The 21,787-nt window shown below is 68.8% G+C and carries 19 protein-coding genes; 15 read left to right on the forward strand and 4 right to left on the reverse strand.

Going from position 1 to position 21,787, the window contains the following annotated elements; genetic code table 11:
- Positions 1 to 5: 5 nt before the first annotated feature.
- Together ACWEOI_RS26505 and ACWEOI_RS26510 are read left to right on the forward strand one after the other, a co-directional pair.
- On the forward strand, positions 6 to 1,538 hold the full coding sequence (locus ACWEOI_RS26505; protein WP_433672070.1) for a cobyric acid synthase: 1,533 nt from the start codon (positions 6 to 8) through the stop codon (positions 1,536 to 1,538).
- Positions 1,539 to 1,604: 66 nt separating this feature from the next.
- Positions 1,605 to 2,168, forward strand: coding sequence for an alpha/beta fold hydrolase (locus ACWEOI_RS26510; RefSeq protein WP_433672071.1), 564 nt, complete (start codon positions 1,605 to 1,607; stop codon positions 2,166 to 2,168).
- Here ACWEOI_RS26510 and ACWEOI_RS26515 read toward each other — a convergent pair.
- Positions 2,148 to 3,176, reverse strand: coding sequence for an alpha/beta hydrolase (locus tag ACWEOI_RS26515; RefSeq protein ID WP_452361341.1), 1,029 nt, complete (start codon positions 3,174 to 3,176; stop codon positions 2,148 to 2,150). The genes ACWEOI_RS26510 and ACWEOI_RS26515 overlap by 21 nt on opposite strands.
- Before the next feature lie 173 nt (positions 3,177 to 3,349).
- Here ACWEOI_RS26515 and mqo point away from each other — a divergent pair, with 173 nt between their 5' ends.
- From mqo to ACWEOI_RS26560, 9 genes are all read left to right on the forward strand, one after another.
- A complete protein-coding gene (gene mqo, locus ACWEOI_RS26520; protein ID WP_452361342.1) occupies positions 3,350 to 4,873 on the forward strand; it encodes a malate dehydrogenase (quinone) in 1,524 nt (507 codons plus the stop codon).
- Between the two features lie 18 nt (positions 4,874 to 4,891).
- Positions 4,892 to 5,341 (forward strand): GNAT family N-acetyltransferase, encoded by a 450-nt coding sequence (locus tag ACWEOI_RS26525; protein WP_433672074.1) that lies wholly within the window; start codon positions 4,892 to 4,894, stop codon positions 5,339 to 5,341.
- Positions 5,342 to 5,487: 146 nt separating this feature from the next.
- The gene (locus ACWEOI_RS26530) at positions 5,488 to 7,638 is read left to right on the forward strand and encodes a magnesium chelatase subunit D family protein (RefSeq protein ID WP_452361343.1); all 2,151 of its coding nucleotides are present in this window, start codon (positions 5,488 to 5,490) and stop codon (positions 7,636 to 7,638) included.
- A gap of 183 nt (positions 7,639 to 7,821) precedes the next feature.
- Positions 7,822 to 8,442 (forward strand): cob(I)yrinic acid a,c-diamide adenosyltransferase, encoded by a 621-nt coding sequence (gene cobO / locus ACWEOI_RS26535; RefSeq protein WP_379276565.1) that lies wholly within the window; start codon positions 7,822 to 7,824, stop codon positions 8,440 to 8,442.
- 11 nt (positions 8,443 to 8,453) lie between these two features.
- Entirely contained in the window at positions 8,454 to 9,848 is a 1,395-nt protein-coding gene (locus ACWEOI_RS26540; protein WP_452361424.1) for a cobyrinate a,c-diamide synthase, read from the forward strand.
- Positions 9,835 to 10,227 carry a cobalamin biosynthesis protein gene (locus tag ACWEOI_RS26545; RefSeq protein ID WP_452361344.1) on the forward strand — a complete coding sequence of 131 codons (393 nt, stop codon included), beginning with the start codon at positions 9,835 to 9,837 and terminating at the stop codon, positions 10,225 to 10,227. The genes ACWEOI_RS26540 and ACWEOI_RS26545 overlap by 14 nt, the downstream gene beginning before the upstream one ends.
- A gap of 121 nt (positions 10,228 to 10,348) precedes the next feature.
- Positions 10,349 to 11,023 carry a hypothetical protein gene (locus ACWEOI_RS26550; RefSeq protein WP_452361345.1) on the forward strand — a complete coding sequence of 225 codons (675 nt, stop codon included), beginning with the start codon at positions 10,349 to 10,351 and terminating at the stop codon, positions 11,021 to 11,023.
- A gap of 91 nt (positions 11,024 to 11,114) precedes the next feature.
- Positions 11,115 to 12,566: a DUF222 domain-containing protein gene (locus tag ACWEOI_RS26555; RefSeq protein ID WP_452361346.1), complete on the forward strand. Its 1,452-nt coding sequence runs from the start codon at positions 11,115 to 11,117 to the stop codon at positions 12,564 to 12,566.
- Positions 12,567 to 12,893: 327 nt separating this feature from the next.
- The gene (locus tag ACWEOI_RS26560; protein ID WP_433672077.1) at positions 12,894 to 13,262 is read left to right on the forward strand and encodes a hypothetical protein; all 369 of its coding nucleotides are present in this window, start codon (positions 12,894 to 12,896) and stop codon (positions 13,260 to 13,262) included.
- Between the two features lie 57 nt (positions 13,263 to 13,319).
- Here the strand turns inward: ACWEOI_RS26560 and ACWEOI_RS26565 are convergent, their stop codons facing one another.
- Together ACWEOI_RS26565 and ACWEOI_RS26570 are read right to left on the reverse strand one after the other, a co-directional pair.
- Positions 13,320 to 14,420 carry a hypothetical protein gene (locus ACWEOI_RS26565; RefSeq protein ID WP_433672078.1) on the reverse strand — a complete coding sequence of 367 codons (1,101 nt, stop codon included), beginning with the start codon at positions 14,418 to 14,420 and terminating at the stop codon, positions 13,320 to 13,322.
- Positions 14,421 to 14,431: 11 nt separating this feature from the next.
- Positions 14,432 to 15,559, reverse strand: a complete 1,128-nt coding sequence (locus ACWEOI_RS26570) for a phosphotransferase family protein (protein WP_452361347.1) — start codon at positions 15,557 to 15,559, stop codon at positions 14,432 to 14,434.
- Positions 15,560 to 15,852: 293 nt separating this feature from the next.
- Between ACWEOI_RS26570 and ACWEOI_RS26575 the strand changes: the two genes are divergently transcribed.
- Complete coding sequence (locus ACWEOI_RS26575) at positions 15,853 to 17,211, forward strand: DoxX family protein (RefSeq protein ID WP_452361348.1); 1,359 nt, start codon at positions 15,853 to 15,855, stop codon at positions 17,209 to 17,211.
- On the opposite strand, the gene ACWEOI_RS26580 is transcribed toward ACWEOI_RS26575, so the two are convergent.
- Positions 17,204 to 18,169, reverse strand: a complete 966-nt coding sequence (locus ACWEOI_RS26580; RefSeq protein ID WP_452361349.1) for a poly(ethylene terephthalate) hydrolase family protein — start codon at positions 18,167 to 18,169, stop codon at positions 17,204 to 17,206. The genes ACWEOI_RS26575 and ACWEOI_RS26580 overlap by 8 nt on opposite strands.
- Positions 18,170 to 18,364: 195 nt before the next feature.
- Between ACWEOI_RS26580 and cobA the strand changes: the two genes are divergently transcribed.
- The 3 genes from cobA (at position 18,365) to ACWEOI_RS26595 (ending at position 21,768) form a co-directional block, all read left to right on the forward strand.
- Complete coding sequence (cobA, locus tag ACWEOI_RS26585) at positions 18,365 to 19,606, forward strand: uroporphyrinogen-III C-methyltransferase (protein WP_452361425.1); 1,242 nt, start codon at positions 18,365 to 18,367, stop codon at positions 19,604 to 19,606.
- A gap of 76 nt (positions 19,607 to 19,682) precedes the next feature.
- Positions 19,683 to 21,146: an MFS transporter gene (locus ACWEOI_RS26590; protein ID WP_433673290.1), complete on the forward strand. Its 1,464-nt coding sequence runs from the start codon at positions 19,683 to 19,685 to the stop codon at positions 21,144 to 21,146.
- 55 nt (positions 21,147 to 21,201) lie between these two features.
- On the forward strand, positions 21,202 to 21,768 hold the full coding sequence (locus tag ACWEOI_RS26595; protein ID WP_433672082.1) for a TetR/AcrR family transcriptional regulator: 567 nt from the start codon (positions 21,202 to 21,204) through the stop codon (positions 21,766 to 21,768).
- Positions 21,769 to 21,787 lie beyond the last annotated feature (19 nt).

Consider the following 21,787-nt stretch of genomic DNA (forward strand, 5'->3'; position numbering starts at 1 on the left):
CGCGAGTGAAGGGTGCGCTGCTGGTCGCCGGAACCACCTCCGACGCGGGCAAAAGCGTTGTGGTGGCCGGACTTTGCCGGATGCTGGCGCGGCGCGGGGTGCGGGTCGCGCCGTTCAAGGCGCAGAACATGTCCAACAACTCCGTCGTCACCCTCGACGGCGGGGAGATCGGGCGGGCGCAGGCCCTGCAGGCGCGGGCCTGCGGGCTCGAACCCAGCGTGCGGTTCAATCCGATCCTGCTCAAGCCGGGCAGTGATCGGCGGTCGCAGCTCGTGGTGCGGGGCAAGGCCGTCGACACCGTCGGGGCCAAGGACTATTTCCGGCATCGGCGGGAACTGCGAACCGTCGTCGCCGAGGAATTGGCTTCGCTGCGCGATGAATTCGATGTGGTGATCTGTGAGGGCGCGGGTTCCCCCGCCGAGATCAATTTGCGGGCAACCGATCTCGCGAATATGGGATTGGCGCGCGCCGCCGATCTTCCGGTCGTGGTGGTCGGCGACATCGATCGCGGTGGCGTGCTGGCCCATCTGTTCGGCACCGTCGCGATTCTGGAACCCGAAGACCAGCAACTGATCTCGGGATTCATCATCAATAAATTCCGCGGCGATGTGGATCTGCTGCGGCCCGGCCTGGATCAGCTCACCGCACTCACCGGCCGCCCCACGCTCGGTGTCATCCCCTTCGCCGAGGACCTGTGGATCGACGCCGAGGACTCCCTCGGCACCGTCGCCGACGCCCCGGTGGGCCGCTCCCGGCCGCCGCTGGGCCGCGACTGGCTGACCGTGGCCGCCATCCGCCTGCCGCGCATCTCCAACTCCACCGACGTCGAGGCCCTCGCCTGCGAGCCCGGCGTCTCGGTGCGCTGGGTCAGCGACCCGTCCCGCCTCGCCGGGACCGACCTGGTGGTGATCCCCGGCAGCAAATCCACCGTCAGCGACCTGGAGTGGTTGCGCCGCACCGGAATCGCCGACGCGCTCACCGCCCGCGCGGCCGCGGGCGGCCCCATTCTCGGCATCTGCGGCGGCTACCAGATGCTGGCCCGCACCATCGTCGACCGCGTCGAGTCCGACGCGGGGACCGTCGCGGGCCTGGGCCTGCTGGACCTCGACATCGAGTTCGCGGATCCGAAGGTGCTGCGCCGCTCCGGCGGCCGGGTCCTGGATCACGCCGGTGACGCCGATCTCCCCGTGCACGGCTATGAGATCCACCACGGCCGTGTCACCCGCACCGCCGACCGGCCCTGGTTCGAGCTCGACGGCACGCCGGAAGGCAGTGTGCGCGAATCGGTGTGGGGCACGCACCTGCACGGCGCCCTGGCGGCGGACGAGTTTCGCCGGGCCTGGCTGCGCGAGGTCGCCCAGCGCGCGGGACGCGCCGATTTCGTTGTCGCCGAGGATGTCTCGGTCGACGAGGTGCGCGCGTCCCAGCTCGACCTGCTCGCGGATCTGATGGAGAAGCACCTCGATCCGGACGCGCTCGAGCGTCTGATCGACGCGGGCGCACCCCCGGATCTCCCGACCCTGACCGTGGGAAAGTGACCCCGATCACGGCAAACCGACCGACTGGCGATCGGCCTCCACACCCCTCCTGTAGCGTGATCGACCATGGAATCACGGCGGATCACGGTCGGTGACCGCGAGTGGGCGGTGCGAGTCGGCGGGCCCGACACCCGGCACCACGTCCTGCTGCTCCCCGATGCGGGTGATCCGGCCGATGTTTACGACCAGGTCTGCGAACGCCTGCAGACCTCGGACCTGCACACCATTGCCATCGAGTCGATCGACGGCCTCGACGCCGCGACCGTGGTCGACATCCTGGGCCAGCTGAAGGTCCCGTACGTCAACCTGGTCGGTATCGGCGCGGGCGCGGACCTGGCCTGGGAACTGGCCGCCCGCCAGTTCAGCCATTTCATGAGCCTCATCGTGGCCGGTGGCGGCCACCCGGCGGTGCCCGGTGTGGACGGCACCGTCCGCGACGCCTCCTGCCCGCCGGTGGAGATCCCCACCACCCTGCTGGCCACCAAGCCCTTCCCGCGCGAGGTGGCCGAGGGCTCGGCCCGGTTCGTCTACGGCGAATTCCGGCTGGTCCCCATGGATGTCACCGCCGTGGCCGCCGAAGCGGGCCACGAACTGGCCACCGAGGTCGTGCTACGCACCAGCTTCTGGTGACTCGGCGAGCCATTTCAGCCAGGAGTCGAGTTCCCGCAGGGCCGTGTCGCGCGGCGTCTCCGACGACAGGAACACGTCGTGCCGCGCGCCCTCGATCGGCACGATATTGGTGCGCGTACCCAGGCAGCCCGACCAGCGCTGGATCTGGCGCACGTCCAGCACCACGTCCGACACGTCGGCGGCGGGCCCGTAATTGCGCATGAACTTGGTGACCTTCGACCGCAGGATCAGCGCGGGCACCCCGATGTCGAGGCCCTTGTGCAGCCGCAGGTGCCCGCGGCGGATGGCCCGCAGCCAGCCCGCGTGAACGGGGAAGCCGCTCAACGGTTTCCAGTCCAGGTTGTAGTCCCACTCACCGGACTGGGTGTGGTGCAGGCTGTCGCCGTAGGTGGTGGCCACGCCCAGCGGCAGCTTGGCGAAGGCCCGCAACCGGCCCAGGCCCTCCAAGAGCGGCGTGCCCACCGAGCGGTAGTAGCCGGGGCCCTGCAGGTCGAACCACGGGCTGTTGAGCATCAGGCCGGTGATGCCCTGGGCGCGCACACCGCCCGCCGTCTCCAGCCGGTTCAGCCACAGCGAGGTCACCAGGCCGCCGGTGGAATGCGCCATGATCACCACCGGCAGTCCGGTCTCGGTGCGGACGACCTCGAGCGAGCGGTTCAGCTCCTCGTCGTAGAGCTCCAGGTCGCTGACATAGTGCGGGGTCTGCCCGGCGCGGCGCGAGCGCCCGCATTTACGCAGGTCCAGCGCGTAGAAGGCGAACCCTTGCGCGGCCAGGTGCTGGGCCAGATGCTCCTGGAAGAAGTAGTCGGTGAAGCCGTGCACGTAGAGCACCGCACGGGTGGGTGCCGGGATGCCGTCGGGGGTGTAGCGGACCAGGGTGGCGACGGCGTCGCCCTCGCCGTCGGGGTCGGGGCCCAGGGCGAGGGTGAGCTGCTGGTAGTCGGCGCCCAGGACGTCGGGCTGCCAGGCGGTGGTCGAAGACGTGGTGGAGGACGTTTCGCGGGTCACCCGCTCAACATAGACCGCGGTGCGGAGATGTCTATTTGGGAGGGATCTCTCACATTCGGGGATTTCGAAGCGGGATTCGGGAATGGTCAGGGGCAGAATTGAGTCCAAGTGAACGACGGGTAACCTAACCCCCACCTGGTGACCCAAAAAAGACAAGGAAGTCGATCCCCGCCGTGTCGAACGCTGCCACGATTGAAAAGACCGATGTAGTACTCATCGGTGCCGGCATCATGAGTGCCACCCTCGGTGCCCTTCTTCGTCAGGTGCAGCCGGATTGGTCGATCACCGTCTTCGAGCGCCTCGAAGCCGCGGCCGCCGAGAGCAGCGACCCCTGGAACAACGCGGGCACCGGCCACTCGGCCCTGTGCGAGCTGAACTACACGCCGCAGAACGCCGACGGCTCGGTGGAGATCGCCAAGGCCATCGACATCAACGAGCGCTTCCAGGTCTCGCGCCAGTTCTGGTCCTACTCGGTCGAGAACGGCGTGCTGGCCAACCCGTCGAACTTCATCAACCCCATCCCGCACGTGAGCTTCACCCACGGCAAGGACGGCGTCGAATACCTGCGCAAGCGTCACGAGGCGCTGTCGCGGCATCCGCTGTTCGAAGGCATGGAGTTCATCGACGACGCCGACGAGTTCGCGCGGCGACTACCGCTGATGTCCAAGGGTCGTGACTTCTCCGACCCGGTCGGCCTGAACTGGACCGACTACGGCACCGACATCGATTTCGGTGAGCTCACCAAGGAGCTGCTGGCCTACCTGGGCGCGTCCGGCGCGGACATCGCGTTCGGCCACGAGGTGGTCAACCTGACCAAGCAGTCCGACGGCTCCTGGCTGGTGAAGGTGCGCAACCTGCGCAGCAACAAGGTGCGCGTCATCAACGCCAAGTTCGTGTTCGTGGGCGCGGGCGGCGGTGCGCTGCCGCTGCTGCAGAAGTCGGGCATCAAGGAGATCCGCGGATTCGGCGGCTTCCCGGTGTCGGGTCTGTTCCTGCGGTGCACCAACCCGGCGCTGGTGGCCCAGCACGAGGCCAAGGTGTACGGCCAGGCCTCGGTCGGCGCGCCGCCGATGTCGGTGCCGCACTTGGACACTCGCGTCATCAACGGTGAGAAGGGCCTGCTGTTCGGTCCCTACGCCGGCTGGACGCCGAAGTTCCTCAAGGACGGCAAGCTGACCGACCTGATCAAGTCGGTGAAGCCGAACAACCTGTTCTCCATGCTGGGCGTCGGCGTCACCGAGATGGGCCTGGTCAACTACCTGGTCGGTGAACTGCTCAACTCGCAGAACGACCGGATCGGCTCGATGGAGGAGTTCATCCCGCGCGCCGACGGCGACGACTGGGAGCTGATCATCGCCGGTCAGCGCGTGCAGGTCATCCGCCGCAAGGGCGCGGGCGGCGTGCTGGAGCTGGGCACCGCGGTCGTCGCGGCCGAGGACGGCACCATCGCCGGTCTGCTCGGCGCCTCGCCGGGCGCGTCCACCTGTGTGAGCGCCATGCTCGACGTGATGAAGAAGTGCTTCCCGCGCGAATTCTCCACGTGGGAGCCGAAACTGAAGGAAATGGTGCCGTCGCTGGGCGTCAAGCTCTCCGAGAACCAGGCCCTGTTCCGCGAGGTGTGGGACTGGTCCACCAAGGCTCTGCAGCTGGATCCCGCCAACACGCCGGAGCACGCGGGTATCGCTTCTCACGCGTAGATGTGATAGCAAGACGCGATGATGTCAACGGTTGCTCTCAAACGGTCGTGGTCCCAAGACCTGGACACCGCGACGCTGTACAAGCTGTTGAAACTTCGCGTGGAGGTTTTCGTCGTCGAGCAGAAGTGCGCCTACCCGGAACTGGACGGGTTCGATCTATTGCCGGAGACCCGTCACTTCTGGCTCGATGACGAGGGTGAGACCATCTGCACCCTCCGTCTCATGGAGGAGCACGAGGAAGGCGTGAAGTCGTTCCGCATCGGCCGGCTCTGCACCACCCCGGAGGCGCGCGGTCACGGCTACACCACCCGCCTGCTGCAGGCCGCCCTGGCCGAGGCGGGTTCGGCGACGGTCCGCCTGAACGCCCAGACCTACCTGCTCGACATGTACACCAAGCACGGCTTCAAGGTCGACGGCCCGGAGTACATCGAAGACGGCATCCCGCACATCCCCATGCGCCGCGGCTGACCCCGCCCCGCACCCTCCCGCGCCCGCTGTGAAACCCACAGCGGGCGCGGCTGTTTCATCGGCGCTGCGCCGGAACGGCGGGCGGGCGGGCGCATCGGGGATGGGGTCGTGGGGGTTCGGCTGGTGGGCGCGCATAGAGTTGGGGCGTGTCTGTTCCTGTGGCTTACTCCGAGAGTGTTCGCGCGGCCGGTGACGAGGCCGGGTTTCCGTTCTCCGCGGTGGTGGGGCAGGAGCGGCTGCAGCTGGCGTTGATCCTGTGCGCGGTGCATCCCGGCATCGGCGGGGTGCTGGTGCGCGGGGAGAAGGGCACCGCCAAGTCGACCGTGGTGCGCGCGCTCGCGCAGCTGCTGCCCCCGGTCGTGGACGAGTCCGGCGCGCGGCCCGCGCGGCTGGTGGAACTGCCGGTCGGCGCGACCGAGGACCGCGTTGTCGGGTCACTGGACCTGGAGCGGGTGCTGCGGGACGGGGAGCAGGCGTTCAAGCCGGGCCTGCTGGCCGCCGCCCATCACGGCGTGCTCTACGTCGACGAAGTGAATCTGCTGCACGACCACCTGGTGGACGTCCTGCTCGACGCGGCCGCGATGGGCCGGGTGCACATCGAGCGCGACGGCGTCTCGCACACCCATCCGGCGCGATTCGTGTTGGTGGGCACCATGAATCCCGAGGAGGGCGAGCTGCGGCCGCAGCTGCTGGACCGCTTCGGCCTCACCGTGGACGTCGTCGCCTCCCGCGACGTGGACACACGCATGGCCGTGGTCCGCCGCCGCCTCGACTACGAGGCCGACCCCGCCGCCTTCGCCGACCGCTACGCGGGCGCGGATCGCGCGGTGGCCGAACGCATTCTGACCGCCCGCGACCACCTCGCCGAGGTCAGCCTCGACAATGTCGAGCTGCGCCGCATCGCCGCCCTGTGCGCCGCCTTCGACGTCGACGGCATGCGCGCCGACCTGGTGGTGGCCCGCACCGCCACCGCCCACGCCGCCTGGCGCGGCGCCACCGAGGTCACCGAGTCCGACGTCCGCGTCGCCGCCGAACTCGCGCTGCCGCACCGCCGCCGCCGCGACCCCTTCGACGAACCCGGCATCAGCGAGGAACAACTCGACGACGCCATGCGGCACGCCGCCGACGAAGCCGCCCGCGCCGAGCAGGACGGAGCTGACGGCCTGGGAAAAGGTGAGGCGGTCCCGCCGAACGGCGCGGGACCGCAGGATCCGGCGGAAGGCGCGGGGCGTGACGCCGATTCGCCTGCCGCGGAACAGAATCCATCCGAGGGCCCGACGCCCGCCGACTCGGCCGTGGCGGACCGTCCCGACGGCCCGGACTCGCACGATCCCGGCCCGGACTCACCGGATGGTGGCCCGGACTCGCCGGACGGCGGCTCGGATTTCCCCGGCGGCCCGAATCCTCCTGGCGGAGGCCGGAATCCCTCCGATGACCGCGCCGACCGCAACCCCTCGGCCGATCGCCCCGCCCGTGAGGGCAGCGTCGCCGCCCCCACCGCCGCCCTGCCCAAGCCACCGCGCTGGGAGGTCCCCGGCGTCGGTGAAGGCGCCCCCGGCCGCCGCTCCCGCGCCCGCACCCGCCAGGGCCGCATCGTCCGCGCGACCGACGACACCTCCACGGGTCTGCACCTGCTGGGCACCATCTTCGCCGCGGCCCCCCGCCAGTTCGAGCGCGGCCGCCTGACCGGGCCCCTCGCCTTCGCCGCCGACGACCTGCGCGGCGCGTATCGCGAAGGCCGCGAGGGCAACCTGGTCGTCTTCGTCGTGGACACCTCCGGCTCGATGGCCGCCCGCGACCGCCTCTCCGCCGTCACCAACGCCGTCGTGGCTCTGCTCCGCGACGCCTACCAGCGCCGCGACAAGGTCGCCGTCATCACCATGCGCGGCCAGGAAGCCGACCTGGTCCTGCCCCCGACCTCCTCGGTCGACATCGCCGTCCGCCGCCTCGCCGACCTGCGCACCGGCGGCAAAACCCCACTCGCCCAGGGCCTGCTGAAGGCCCGCGGCCTGATCCGCCGCGAACGCACCCGCGACCCCCACCGCCGCCCCCTGCTGGTCCTGCTCACCGACGGCCGCGCCACCGGCGGCGTCGATCCCGTCCCGCGTGCCCGGGCCGCCGCCCGCATGCTCGCCAACGACTCAGTCACCGCCATGGTCGTCGACTGCGAGCGCGGCATGATCCGCCTCGGCCTGGCTCGCGACTTCGCGGCCGAATTGCGCGGCGGCTACCTGCATTTGGGCGAACTCACCGGCGACGCCGTCGCAGGCATCGTCCGCGCGAGCCGGGCTGCGTAGACACGGTGGGAACGCGCGGAACAGCATGAAAGTTCGCGGCCCGTCTCGTTCTGGACTGAGTGGAGCGGAGGAGCGAAGCGGGGGAGCGGAGGGAGGGAAGAACGAGACTTCGGGGGCCGCGAACAGCCCGGAGCGAAGCGGAGGGCAAGATGAAACAGCCCGCGTTGAAAGGAGCCTCCACCGATGCCGAAGGGTGTTCCCCTCCCGGAATCCATTCCCGATGACGGTCTGACCACCCGGCAGCGGCGCAACCAGCCCGTGCTGGCGGTGCACACCGGACCCGGCAAGGGGAAGTCGACGGCCGCGTTCGGAATGGCGTTGCGGGCGTGGAACCAGGGCTTCGACATCGCGGTGTTCCAGTTCGTGAAGAGCGCGAAGTGGAAGGTGGGCGAGGAGGCGGCGTTCCGCACCCTCGGGCAGCTGCACGACGACACCGGCGCGGGCGGCGCGGTGGAGTGGCACAAGATGGGCGAGGGCTGGTCCTGGACCCGCAAGCAGGGCTCCGACGACGACCACGCGGCCGCGGCCGCGGCGGGCTGGAAGGAGATCCGGCGACGGCTGGAGACCGAACAGCATCGCTTCTACGTGCTCGACGAATTCACCTACCCGCTCAAGTGGGGCTGGGTCGATGTGGACGAGGTCGTCGAGACGCTGCGCGACCGGCCCGGCAATCAGCACGTGGTGATCACCGGCCGCGACGCCCCGCAGGCTCTGATCGACGCCGCCGACCTGGTCACCGAGATGACCAAGGTGAAGCACCCGATGGACGCCGGCCGCAAGGGCCAACGCGGCATCGAGTGGTGAGCGGGCCCGCCATGGTGAGCCCGGCGAGCACCCCCGCCGTCGTCATCGCCGCGCCCGCCTCGGGCAGCGGGAAGACCACGGTGGCCACCGGATTGATCGGCGCGCTGCGCCGTGCCGGGCACCGGGTCGCGCCGTTCAAGGTCGGCCCGGACTACATCGACCCCGGCTATCACGGCCTGGCCGCCGGCCGCCCGGGCCGCAACCTGGACCCGGTCCTGGTCGGTGCGGACCGCATCGCGCCCCTGTACCTGCACGGCAGCCGCGACAGCGATCTCGCGGTGGTGGAGGGCGTCATGGGCCTGTTCGACGGCCGCATCGACGAACACCACACCGACCCCATCGCCGAGGGCTCGACCGCCCAGATCGCGGCCATGCTCGGCGCACCCGTGATCCTGGTGGTGGACGCGCGCGGCCACAGCCAGAGCCTGGCCGCCCTGCTGCACGGATTCGCCACCTACGACAGCGGAATCCGGCTCGGCGGAGTGATTCTCAACCGGGTGGGTAGTGAACGCCACGAACAGGTCCTGCGCGCCGCCTGCGCGCGCGTGGGCCTCCCGGTGCTGGGCGCCCTGCCCCGGCTCGCCGAATTGGCCGTGCCCTCACGGCATCTCGGCCTGATCCCGGCGATCGAGCACGGCACTGCCGCCCAGGCGGCCGTGGACGCCATGACGGATCTCGTTGCGGCGCACATCGATCTGGCCGCGGTCGCCGCTCTGGCCGCCTCCGCCGTACAGGGCCGGGCGTGGGATCCGGCCGAGGAAGTGACGGTCCAGGAGTCCGGACCGGTGGTGGCCATCGCCGGGGGACCGGCCTTCACCTTCGGCTACGCCGAACACCGCGAGCTGCTCGCGGCGGCCGGAGCCCAGGTCCGCGTCTTCGACCCGCTGCGCGACGAACTGCCCTCCGGCACGGCCGGATTGGTCATCCCCGGCGGCTTCCCCGAGGAGCACGCCGCCGACCTCGCGGCCAATACCGGGCTGCTGGCGGCCATCGCCGACCAGGCCCGCCGCGGGCTCCCGATCCACGCCGAATGCGCCGGTCTGCTGTATCTGACCCGCACCCTCGACGGTCACCGCATGGCCGGTGTCCTCGACGTCGCCGCCGAGTTCGGCCCGCGCCTCACCCTCGGCTACCGAGACGCGGTGGCGCTCACCGACTCTCCGCTCTGGAGTGCGGGTGACCGCGTCCGCGGCCACGAGTTCCACCGCACCCGTTTGACCTCCACGGGTTCGGCGGACACGGCCTGGGCCTGGCGCTCACCCACCGGTGAGACGGTCCGCGAGGGCGCGATACTCCACCGCGTGCACGCGTCCTACCTGCACACCCACCCGGCCGGGAACCCGGCGGCCGTCGGACGGTTCGTCGCCGCGGCGGCCGACTTCGCCCGAACCGATGTCACGGTCTGACCTGGCGGTCGGCGTCGGGCTGCGCCCCGGGACGACCGCCGACCTCATCGTGGCGGCGGTGCGGGAAGCCTTGGGGGACAGGGCGGTCGGCCGATTGGCGACTCTCGACCGGCGCGCCGGTGAACCAGGGTTTCTAGAGGCGGCGTTGCGGCTGCACGCTGTGGCCATGGGGTTCTCGGCTCTGGAACTGGCAGCCGTGGCCGTTCCCAATCCGTCAAGCCGGGTTTCGGAGGCTGTCGGCGCCACGAGCGTCGCGGAGGCCGCTGCCGTGCTGGCCGGTGGGGGTGGGGATTTGACGCTCCCCAAGACCGTTGTGTCCGGAATCGTGATTGCTGCTGTGGAATTCGATTTGTCGGGATCGCTGGACCTGGGTTCATGATGTCGCCCCTTCCGGGACTCGATCTGAAACGGGAAGACGACTTAGCGCTTCGTGCGCGCCTCGTCTGCGATCATCGGATGCTTGCGACCATGAAAAGCAGTGGGGAGAGATCGAGTTGCCGATGAGATCTCACAGTGAGAACACCGAACTGATCGAGCAGGTCAACCGTGACTTTCAAGAACGTGCCCGTATCTTTCCCTACTCGGCGGTCGGAGAGATGCGGCGAGGTGGTGTACTCGAAACTCAGCCCATGAGCCGAGGCTCTGGGGCGACCATGACAGCAGTCGAGCTTGCCCGCTACAACGTGGTTGCTGCCAGCGACATTGCTCAATCGACGTTCGCTCTCTGCTCAGCGCACCTGACCGCCTATGCAACGATCACACAGGGGTCGGCACGAGAATTGAACGAACGCACCTATTCCTGGTGTCCGCAATGCGGGGAGACCGAAGGGCCACGGTACCCCAGCGGGCAGCCGATGACGGTCGGCCAACCGGTGACATTGCTGCGCGGCCACCACAAGGGCCAGCACGGAACGATTAGGGGATTCACTCAGAAGAAGGTCCAGATCGACGCACGAATTCCAACGGGGGCGGTGGACCAGTGGGGCTTGCGTGAGACAAAGCCTGTTCAGGTTTCGGTCGCACCCGAGGCGGTTGTCCTCGGTCATACGGCTGGTCGACCGATTGCCGCCGAAGACCTGATAAGGGCGGCCGAGGAACGTGGGGTGGTCGGTAGCGCGAGCGTGCGCAAGCTGCACAAGCTGTTACTCGATCTCCGATTCCCAGAGATGGACTGAGCTTCGGGAACTAGGACGAGAAGTGCGAAAATCCTTGCGATACTGGACATTTCGGGTTCTCGCGGTGATCATTCCCGCGTAAAATAGAGGCATGGATTCGAATGGGGTGACACTCGACGACTGCGGTATCGCTGAACTGGCGGCCGCTGTCTCGACCCTGTCGGAATCCGTGCAGGGCGGGAAGATGGCGGAGTTCTCCGACGAAGATGTCGTGTCGTTGATGCAGCAGCTGGAAACCTGCAAGCGTCAGCTCGCTGCACTGGATACCCGCCTGATCATCGAAGCGGGAGAGCGGTCTCTGCATTCACGCAGCGGGGCCGGGAAGATGGTGCCGTTCCTGCGGCACACCCTCGGGTTGTCGCGGTATGACGCGTCGGTACGTGTGAAGATCACCCACCATTGCGGCGAATTCGTCCAACAGACCGGGCACGTCGCGCCGCCGGTACTTCCGGTGACCGCCGAAGCGTTCGCGGCCGGTGAGATCTCGCGGGATCACGTGCGCCACATCATGGACGTGATGAACCACCTGCCCGTCGATGTCCCTGCCGAGGCGCGTGCGGAGGCGGAGCAGATCCTCGTCGACTACTCGCGTAGTGGGTGGCCCGATGACCTGTTGAAGATCGGGCGTGACATCCTCGCCCGCCTCGATCCCGACGGGAAAGTGGTGTCGGACGCTGACCGTCGTCGCCGTCGTGGGATCACGTTGTGCCGTCCTGGTGTGGATGGGATGACTCGGATCGAGGGGTGGATCACGCCCGAGTTGCGGGCGTGCCTGGATGCGGTGTTCGCCAAGCTCGCTCGTCCGGGGATGTGCAATGTCGAGGATCCGGAAAGCCCTTCCGCGGCTGGTGGGTTCATCGCCGACAGCATCCTTGATGCTGCTGCGCGTCGTGATCGTCGTGATGCTGGTCAGCGGACTCATGATGCGTTGCTGGCGTTGGTGCAGCCGGGTGTGAACATGCGGACCTTGGGCATGCACCGTGGGTTGCCGGTCGAGGTGGTGCTCACGATGAGCCTGAGCGACCTCGAGAACGGGACCGGCGTCGCGACCACTGCGTCGGGCACCCAGATTTCGATCAACGAGGCCCTGAAGATGGCGGAAGGCGCTCGCCCGGTGATCGCGGTGCTCGATGGGGATGGGATGCCGCTCTACCTGCGGCGTTCGCGTCGCACCGCGAACCGCGCCCAACGCCTCGCACTTGTGGCCCGCGATAAGGGATGTACTCGCCCGGGGTGTGAACAACCCGCCACTATGTGTGCCGCCCACCACGTCAATGATTGGGCCAAGGGTGGTCCCACCGACATCAACAACCTGACATTGGCGTGCGATCACTGCCATGCGTTGGTCAATGATGGCCCGGATGGTTGGAAAACCGTTGTGATGGGGAAAGATTCGCCGTTCCCCGGCCGTACCGGGTGGATTGCTCCGAAGAGTGTTGATCCCACCGGCACGCCACGGGTGAACGATCGTCATCACGTGGGGCAGTTGATCGCCGCTGCGATCGATTCGAGTTGCCGGACGTGGCGCTCACGGGCAGCGTGAAATCCGGCTGCTCGTCGGCTGCTGGCGTGCGCAAAGCGACGGGGAGTGTGGTCGCGTCGCCTGCCCTGCCGGACTTGGGCTGACGCCGGGCTGGGATCCGTTACCCGCCGATCCCAGCCCACGGACTGCACGCATCACCTTCTCGAGCCAAACCCAAACCCCTTGCTCTTGCTCCGGGATGATGCGCGGCCGAGCGGTGCGGGGCTGGTAGGTGAGGGGCCTCGCAAGCTCGGCCACCTCTCTTCCTTCTCCAGGCGTCTTTAATCTTTTGATCTTTGCCGCTTTCGGTCTTTGGCCTCAGGCCTTTTCTTCTCTATCTTTTGCCATGTGGCCGACCCCACCCTCACTCTCACCCCGGACCGCTGGCGCACCTTCCTGACCTGGTGGCGCTTCTGGGGCATCCTGGGTTTCTGCGGCTCGGCCTTCCTGACGTTCCTGATCATCAGCGATCTGGACGGCGTGCCCGCCTACTGCGGCTGGCGCCACCCCTGCCCACCGTGGATCACCCTGACCATCGGCGCGTTCCCGATGTACGTGTGGGCGGCGGGTGGAGCCGTTGCCTGGCAGCTCGGCAGGATGGCCCGCCGCCGGGGTTGGCGGCCGTCCCTGGGTATCCCGATCGGCGCACTGATCTTCTTCCCCGGCCTGCTCCTGAGCCTGTACATCGTCTACCACTACTGGTGGCCGAACGGCTGAAACACCGCAGCCCCCGCCGACTGGTTGGGTATCGGCGAGGGCTGCGACTTCACGCGATCAGGGCGCGACAGAACCCCAATCGGCGAACCCGGTCGGATCGTGCCGACCCATGGTGCCGTGTTCGAACAACCCCCAGCCCTCGTCGTCGCCGCAGCGCGCCTTGCCGACGTGGTCGATGACGCCGAACGGAATCCGGCCGGCCACAGCGGGATCGGTCAGGTCGTAGAGCTTGCTCTCGGACCAGTTGCGGCCCTTCCACTGTCCGTGCAGCCAGTCCGGGTCGCCGCCGTAGCCGCAGCCGGCGTTGAGCGCGATGAAGGTTCCGGCCTCGACCTCGACCTCGAGGGGCTTGCCGTCGGGCGTGCAGAGTTCCAGCCGCAGCGCGGTGGGGATGCGGGTGCCGGACTTGTAGGTGAGATGCACGCGCGGCCAGCCCAGCTGCTCGACCCGCCCGTCGTTCCAGACCCGGGTGGCGTCATTGAGCGTGCGGAAGCCGTTGGGCTCCTCCTGCACGATGACGATGATCGAGTAGTCGTCGAACTTCAGCGGCACGTACAGCCACCAGAAGCCTTCGGACGGCTCGTCGGCCACGCGCCCGGCCGGATCGGAATCGCCGACCGGCCGGATGCCCCAGGAGCGGTCGCGGGTGCCGCACCACACGGCGGGGTCGATGGCGAAGTCGTCGCCGTCGACATTCAGTGTGCCCGACCAGGTTCCGACCTGGGCGAAGCGCTGGGCGTCGATGATGGGCCGGTTCAGCTTGGTGATGATGGTGTGCGGCTGCTCGGCGACCGCGGGGTGGGCGCCTTCCCAGGTGAGGTCGAACGACAGGTCGTCGTGCTCGCAGATCACGCGCAGCTTCTGCAGCGGCTCGATCACCTCGATGCGGTACCCGCCGACGGCCAGGTCCAGGCCGCGCTGGTCGAGCGCGTCGGAGAACCGCACCGCGCGCTGGGTGTCGCCGCGGCGCACGGTGGCGAAGGCGTCGGTCACGCCCAGGTTCGGGTAGACGCCGAACCCGGTGATGAGCATGGTGTCGCCGCCGGTCTGGATGGCGTTGTAGTAGCTGCGGTCGTAGAAGTTCCGATCGCTGCTCACCACCCGCGCCATCGGCAGCGGGGTCTGGTGGATGGGGTATTCGTCCAGCGGACCGATCATGTCCTCGTCTCTCAATCCCAGTTGTACGTGCCGTCGAGCAGTGCTTCGATCAGATCCGCGTGCATGACGAACTCGTCGCGGTTCTCGGGTTCGGTGGTCTCGCCGAAGTGGATCATCCGTCGCCAGATGCGGGCCATCACGACGCCGTGGCGCAGGGCCGCGTAGGTGAGGTACCAGTCCAGGTCTTGCAGGGTGTGGCCGGTGGCCTCGGTGTAGAGCTTCTCCACGTCGGAGCGCCGCATGTAGTCGGGCACGCCGGTCTGGCCGTACTTGGTGGCCATGTCCTGGAAGAAGCGGTGGATCAGCAGGGTCCAGGCGACGTCGAGTTCGCGCGGGCCGATCGCGGCCATCTCCCAGTCGAGGACGGCGTTGGGGGTCAGGCCCTCGAACATGATGTTGCCGGGCCGGGCGTCGCCCCAGCTGAGCACATCGGCGCTCGGGTGCTCGGGAAAGTTGTCCTCGAGCCACGCGAAGGCGCGGTCCAGGATCGGGATGTTGTAGCCGTCGTCGGTGAGAGCCCAGGCGTACCAAGCCTTCTGGGCGTCCAGGTGGCGGCGCAGCGCGGGGCCGTCGCCGTCGAGGTGCGGGAAGCGCTCGGCGGGCTTGTCGATGGCGTGGATGCGCGCGATCACGTCCACGGTGTTGCGGGTGATCTCCAGGCGCTGTTCGGGGGTGGCGTCGTAGAGCCAGCCGGTGAACACGTAGGGCGGGTTGTCGGACGGCGCCTGGCCGCCGACGCGGCGCATCACCAGGAACGGTGAACCGAGGATGCTGTCGTCGGCCTCGTACCAGCACAGCGGCGGGATCGGCAGGTCGGTGTGCTCGGTGACGGCCGCCATGGTCGCGAACTGGCCGCCGAGATCGTATTTCTCGAAGACGGGGAAGGAGTCGGCTTCCGGTGCGAGCCGGGCGACGAAGGATCCGCCGGCGGACTCGCCGTTCTCGGTCCATTCGGCGTCGAACAGCAGTGTGGCGCTGGACATGCCGCCGGACTGGGGGTGGGTGAGGGAGGTGACCCGGGGCTGGGTGTCGGACTCGACCTTGGTGGACAACCATTGGGCCAATCTCGTCGCGAGCTCGTCGTCATCGCGGTCGGAGACCGTCAATTCCCATTTCTCATTGAGATCGTCGGCGGACATTGCCGTCCCTTCTAGCGCACCCGCATCACCGTCGGCGATGTGGTCTGAGTAACACGTGCCCAAAATGTAACCGGTTCTAGTGGGGGGTGGGAAGTGCTCCCGGCGATTGGTGTAAGCAGTACCGCTGACCGGGATGACCGCTGGTCGGGGGTGTGGACTCGTGCTGCCCCGTAATCCCTTGGGAGGACTTCCGATTAGGCATATTCCGGGTCGGCTCAGGGTCTTCACGGAGGCGCCGCGCGGGGTCCGGAACCTAGCGTCGAAGGTCCGGATCGACGACGAGGGGATGTGGGATGAGCCTGCTGACGGCCGAGGACGGAACCGAACTGGCGCCGCCGCCGCCGGGGGAGCGCGCCGGCTGGAAACCGGCCACCCGGATTCTCTTCCGATTCGGCTTTCTCTATTTCGGACTGTTCTGCGTGTTCTATCCGCAGCCGATCTTCGCCTTTCTCGGCGTCATCCAGGAATGGCTGCCGGAGAATATCCAGATCACCATGGTGAACTGGTATCACGCGCCGATCGAATGGGTCGGGCGGACCGTTTTCGGCGCCGACGTCGCCCTGAATCCGCAATCGGGCAGCGGCGATCAGGCGTATTTGTGGGTGCTGGTCTTCTGTGTCCTGGTGGTCGCCGTCGCGGGCACCCTGGTCTGGAGTGTGCTGGACCGCCGCCGCACCGAGTACCGCCGTCTCGCGGGCTGGTTCCTGCTGTTCATCCGGCTCTGCCTGGCCGGGCAGATGCTGGGCTACGGCTTCGCCAAACTGGTTCCGACCCAGATGCCGGTGCCGCCGCTGGACGCGTTGGTCCAGCCGCTGGGCAGCATCACCCACTCGTCCATGCTGTGGCTGCAGGTCGGCACCTCGCCGGTCTACGAAATGCTGCTGGGCGGGGCCGAGGTCATGGGCGGCATCCTGTTGCTGCTGCCGCGCACCACGCTGGCGGGCGTCCTGCTGAGTCTGGTGAGCATGGCGCAGGTGTGGGTGCTGAACATGACCTTCGACATCCCGGTCAAGCTGCTGTCGTTCCATCTCATGCTGCTGTGCCTGGTGCTGCTGGTCCCGGAGGCGCGACGCCTGACAGCGGTGCTGACCGGCCGGGCGGCGGGACCCGCGGACGCCCCGGAGCCGGTCTCGAGCGCCAGGGGACGCCGGATCCTGGTGATCGGGCAGGTGACCCTGCTCGTCTGGTTCCTGATCGCACAGGTGGTGCAGCAGACGCGGGCCTACCACGAGTGGGGCCCGGGGCGGCCGAAGTCGGAGCTGTACGGCATCTGGACGGTCACCGAATTCACCCGCGACGGGCAGACCGTGCCGCCGCTGGTGACCGATGAAACCCGGTGGCGGCGACTGGTGTTCGACAACCCCGAGGCGGCTTCCTACCAGTCGATGGACGACACGCTGACCACGGTCGGCGCGAAGATCGACGCGTCCGCGCACACGCTGGCGCTGCTCGCCCCCGGCGGTGAGGGTTCGGACGGCCCGCGTCCGCTGGCCACCTTCACCTTCGACCGCCCGCGATCCGAGCATCTGGTGCTGACCGGCGAGCTGTCCGGGCATCCGGTGACCGTCACCCTGCAACGCGTCGACGAGAGCGGTATCCGATTGCGGCAGGGCGGGATTCACCTGATCCAGGACGTCCCGCGGTTCAGCTGACACCGACGGTGCTGCACTGGTTGTCCCACAGCGGATTCGGCGCGAGGAACTCGCCGCTGCCCCGCACGAACGCCTGCCGGGCGTCGGAACTGCCCAGCAGGTGGGCGGCCAGCCAGGCCGTCGGATAGCCGAGGTAGCCGTGCACCCCGGTCGCGCACGGCCAGGCCGCGCCGGAGCAGTCCGGTTGGCCTTGCACGTCATTGTGATCCGGGGTGACCAGGGTGCCCCACGCCTTCGGGATTCCGGCGGGCACCGCGTCGTAAAAGGCCCGCATGGACTCCAGCCCGATGGCCTGCGCCGGCAACAGCTGATCCGACGGCGAGATGAGGGTGTCGGCCGCGCCGTTGACGAAGAACACCGAGCCCGCCGTCAACGCCCGGATATCGGGGCACGACACGCCGAAGACGCACAGCAGTTGGATCGGCAGTTCGATCGGCACCGCGGTCGTGATCCGGCCGCCGGAATGCGCCATGGCATTGAGGACTCCGGTCGCGCCCTGCGAATGTCCCACGGCCCCGACCGCATCCGGGTCGAGGTTGCCGTGGAACACGCTGCCGGGGTCCTCGGCCAGGATCAGCAGCTTGTCCACCGCGCCCGCGATGTCCACGCCGGATCCGGTGGCGGCGTTCTCGGTGGCGATCACCACGAACCCCCACGAGGCGAAATGGCGCAGCAGGTAGGCGTATTGGCTCGGGTGCGCGTCGGTGCCGTCGCCCCAGGTGATGATGGGATGCCGGAATCCCTTGGCCCCCAGGTCGGTCGGATACCAGATGTCGTAGGCCGCTCCGGTGGAATCGCAGCAGGTGAAGGCCGTGTGCTCGGTCACCTGCCAGGGCCCCGGTTGCGAATACGCGCTCTCCACAGGCGGATCCGCGTGGCCGGTGCCCGGGGCGAGGCCGAGCGCCAGCAGCGCGGCGAGCAGGAGACTGCGAACGACCACGACGACCCTGCGTGTCATAGCTATTCAGCATAAGAACTGCCGGGCCGGTTCCGTCGCAAGTTACGCGGACCGCCGCGCGCAGTCCGCGCGGATCGTGAACTTCCTATCGATTGCTGCACGGACGCCAGGCGATTGTCGTGCGCGGCCCCGCACGCCGTACCCTGAATCCTTGTGCAGAACCCCGCAGCCACCCCCGATGACCAGCCGGTTCCCGTGCCCCGGGCCGAGACCGGTGACCCGAACTACCTGGTCGGCCTCGATCTGAACGGCCGCCGCGTGGTCGTGGTCGGCGGCGGCACGGTCGCGCAGCGGCGGCTCGGGCTGCTCATCGCCTCCGGTGCGGACGTGCACGTGATCAGCCGCGAGGTCACCCCGGCGGTCGAGGGCATGGGCACCATGGGGCAGCTGACCATCGAGCTGCGCGCCTACGCCGACGGCGACCTCGACGGCGCCTGGTACGCCATGGCCTGCACCGACGAACCGGACACCAATGCCGCCGTCGTCGCCGAGGCCACCCGCCGCCGCATCTTCTGCGTGCGCGCCGACACCGCCCGCCTGGGCACCGCGGTCACCCCGGCGACCGCCCGCTACGACGGCATGACCCTCGGCGTGCTGGCGGGCGGGCAGCACCGCCGGTCCGCCGCGGTCCGCAACGCGCTGCTCGAGGCCCTGCAATCCGGTGTGGTGACCGATGATTCGGCCCCCGTCACCCCGGGCGTGGCCCTGGTCGGCGGCGGCCCCGGCGACCCGGACCTGATCACCGTGCGCGGCCGCCGCCTGCTGGCCCGCGCGAATCTCGTTGTCGCCGACCGGCTCGCGCCGCCGGAGCTGCTGGCCGAGCTGGGTCCCGACGTCGAGGTCATCGACGCCGCCAAGATCCCCTACGGCCGGGCCATGGCGCAGGAGCGCATCAATGCCGCGCTCATCGAGGGCGCGAAGGCGGGCAAGTTCGTGGTCCGGCTCAAGGGCGGCGACAACTATGTCTTCGGCCGCGGCTACGAGGAACTCGAGGCGTGCGTCGACGCGGGCATCCCGGTGACCGTGGTTCCCGGCGTCACCTCCGCCATCTCGGTTCCGGCGCTGGCCGGTATCCCGGTCACCCACCGCGGCGTCACCCACGAGTTCGTGGTGGTCAGCGGCCATGTCGCCCCCGATCACCCGGACTCCCTGGTCGACTGGCCCGCCCTGGCCCGGCTGCGCGGCACCATCGTGCTGCTCATGGCCGTCGAGCGGATCGAGAAGTTCGCCGACGCCCTCATCTCCGGCGGCCGCGCGACCGACACCCCGGTCACCGTCATCCAGGAGGGCAGCCTGCGCACCCAGCGCATCCTGCGCGCCGACCTGGCCACGGTCGCCGAACGGGTCCGGGCCGAGGGCATCCGCCCGCCGGCCATCATCGTCATCGGCCCCACCGCCGGGTTCACCGCCGGAGCTCCGGACCTGGCCAACTCCTGACGAGCGTGGTGAGGACGGTTGCCCCGGTCACTGCATCCTCTAGAGTGAGCCCGTGCTCGATAACCCCGCTGCGACGATGCAGTATCCGGTGACCAAGCGGGCGTTCGGGCTCGCGATCCTCGTCCTCAGCGGGTTGCAGCTGATGGTCGTGCTCGACGGCACGGTCATGATCCTGGCGCTGCCCCGACTACAGGAGCAGCTGGGCCTGTCCAACGCGGGCAGCGCGTGGACGGTGACCGCGTACGGGCTGCCGTTCGCCGGACTCATGCTGCTGGGCGGGCGGCTCGGTGACTCGTTCGGCCGCAAGCGCATGCTCATCATGGGTGTCGGGCTGTTCACGGTGGCCTCGGCGCTGTGCGGCACCGCGCAGAACGAGGCATGGCTGATCGCGGCTCGCGCGCTGCAGGGCACGGGTGCGGCCATCGCCGCGCCGACGGCGTTCGCGTTGGTGGCGAGCACCTACGCGCCCGGTCCGGCCCGCAATCAGGCGGTGGCCATCTTCGGTTCCATGGTCGGTATCGGGTCGGTCGGCGGTCTGGTGATCGGTGGCGCGCTGACCGAGGTCGACTGGCGCTGGATCTTCTGGATCAATGTGCCGATCGGTCTGCTCATCGTGTGGGGCGCGGTCACCCAGCTGCGCGACACCGTGCACCACCGCATCTCGCTGGATGTGCGCGGCGCGGTGCTGGGCACGCTGGCCTGTGTGGCGATCGTGTTCGGCGCGACCGAGGGGCCCGAGATGGGCTGGACCAACCCGGTGATCCTGGGTTCGGTGATCGGCGGTCTGGTGCTGCTGGTGGTGTTCGTGCTCGCCGAGCGCGATGTCGAGAACCCGCTGCTGCCGTGGTCGCTGTTCGACAGCCGCGACCGCGTGATCACCTTCGTCGCGATCTTCCTGACCTCCGGCGTGCTCGGCGCCACCACCTTCTTCGTGGCCCAGTTCCTGCAGAACGTGCTGCGCTACAGCCCTTTGCACGCCGGTCTGGCCAGCATCCCGTTCACCCTCGGCGCGGGCGTCGGTACCGCGGTGGCCTCGAAGGCGTGCATGTACGTGCGGGCGCGCTGGCTGCTGCTGGCGGCGGCGGTGGTGCTGTCGGGCGCGCTGTATTTCGGTTCCACGCTGGACAGTTCGGCCGACTACTTCCCGACGCTGCTGGTCATGATGTCGATCGTCGGCTTCTGCGTCGGCACGGCCATCGTGATCCTGCCGCTGTGCGTGCTGGTCGGCGTGGACATGGCCCATATCGGTCCGCTGTCGGCGGTGGGGCAGATGTTCATGAACATGGGCACGCCGTTCGCGGTCGGCATCCTGAGCCCGGTCGCGCTGTCGCGCACGCTGTCGCTGGACAAGGGCGCGACGGGCAAGGTGAGCACCATGACCCAGCATCAGATCGACGCGCTGGGCAGCGGTTACACCCTGGTGCTGCTGGTCTGCGCCATCGGCACCGCGCTCATGGGCCTGCTGGCGTTGACGTTGCGGTACACGCCCGCGCAGCTGGTGCAGGCGCAGCACGCGCAGGACGAGGCGCAGAAGAACTGAGCCCGGCGCCCGGGGCCGCTTGGGTGTCAACACGTGTTGGCCTACACTTGTGGGCATGACTGTGGAGACGGGTCCCCGGCGCTCGGACGCCACCCGCGCCGCGATTCTCGAGGCGGCGCGCAAACGGTTCGCCGAGGACGGCTTCCGCAAGGCGACCATCCGGGCCATCGCCGCCGACGCGGGCATCGATCCGTCGATGGTGATGCGGTACTACGGCAACAAGGACGGATTGTTCGACGCCGCACTCGATGTCGACCTGGCCCTGCCGGATCTCGGTGCGGCCGCGCCGGATTCGGTGGGCGGCCTGCTGGCGGCGCGCTTCCTGGAACTGTGGGAGCAGCCGCCGACCAGCGAGATCCTGCTGACCCTGCTGCGCTCCGCGCTCACCGACGAAGGGGTGGCCGAACGCACCCGGCGCATCTTCGCCCAGCAGTTGATGCCCGCGGTGCTGGGTTTCGGCGACCCGGCCGACGCGCCGCACCGGGCGGGCCTGATCGCCGCGCAGATGCTGGGACTCGCCTTGTGCCGCTACATCTTGCGGCTGCCGCCGGTGGTGGCGCTCACCCAGGAGCAGATCGTGGCCGAGATCGGCCCCACCATCCAGCGCTACCTGTCCTCCTGACCCGCCGAGTGGTGAAAGC

The sequence above is a fragment of the Nocardia sp. NPDC004340 genome (assembly GCF_053602575.1).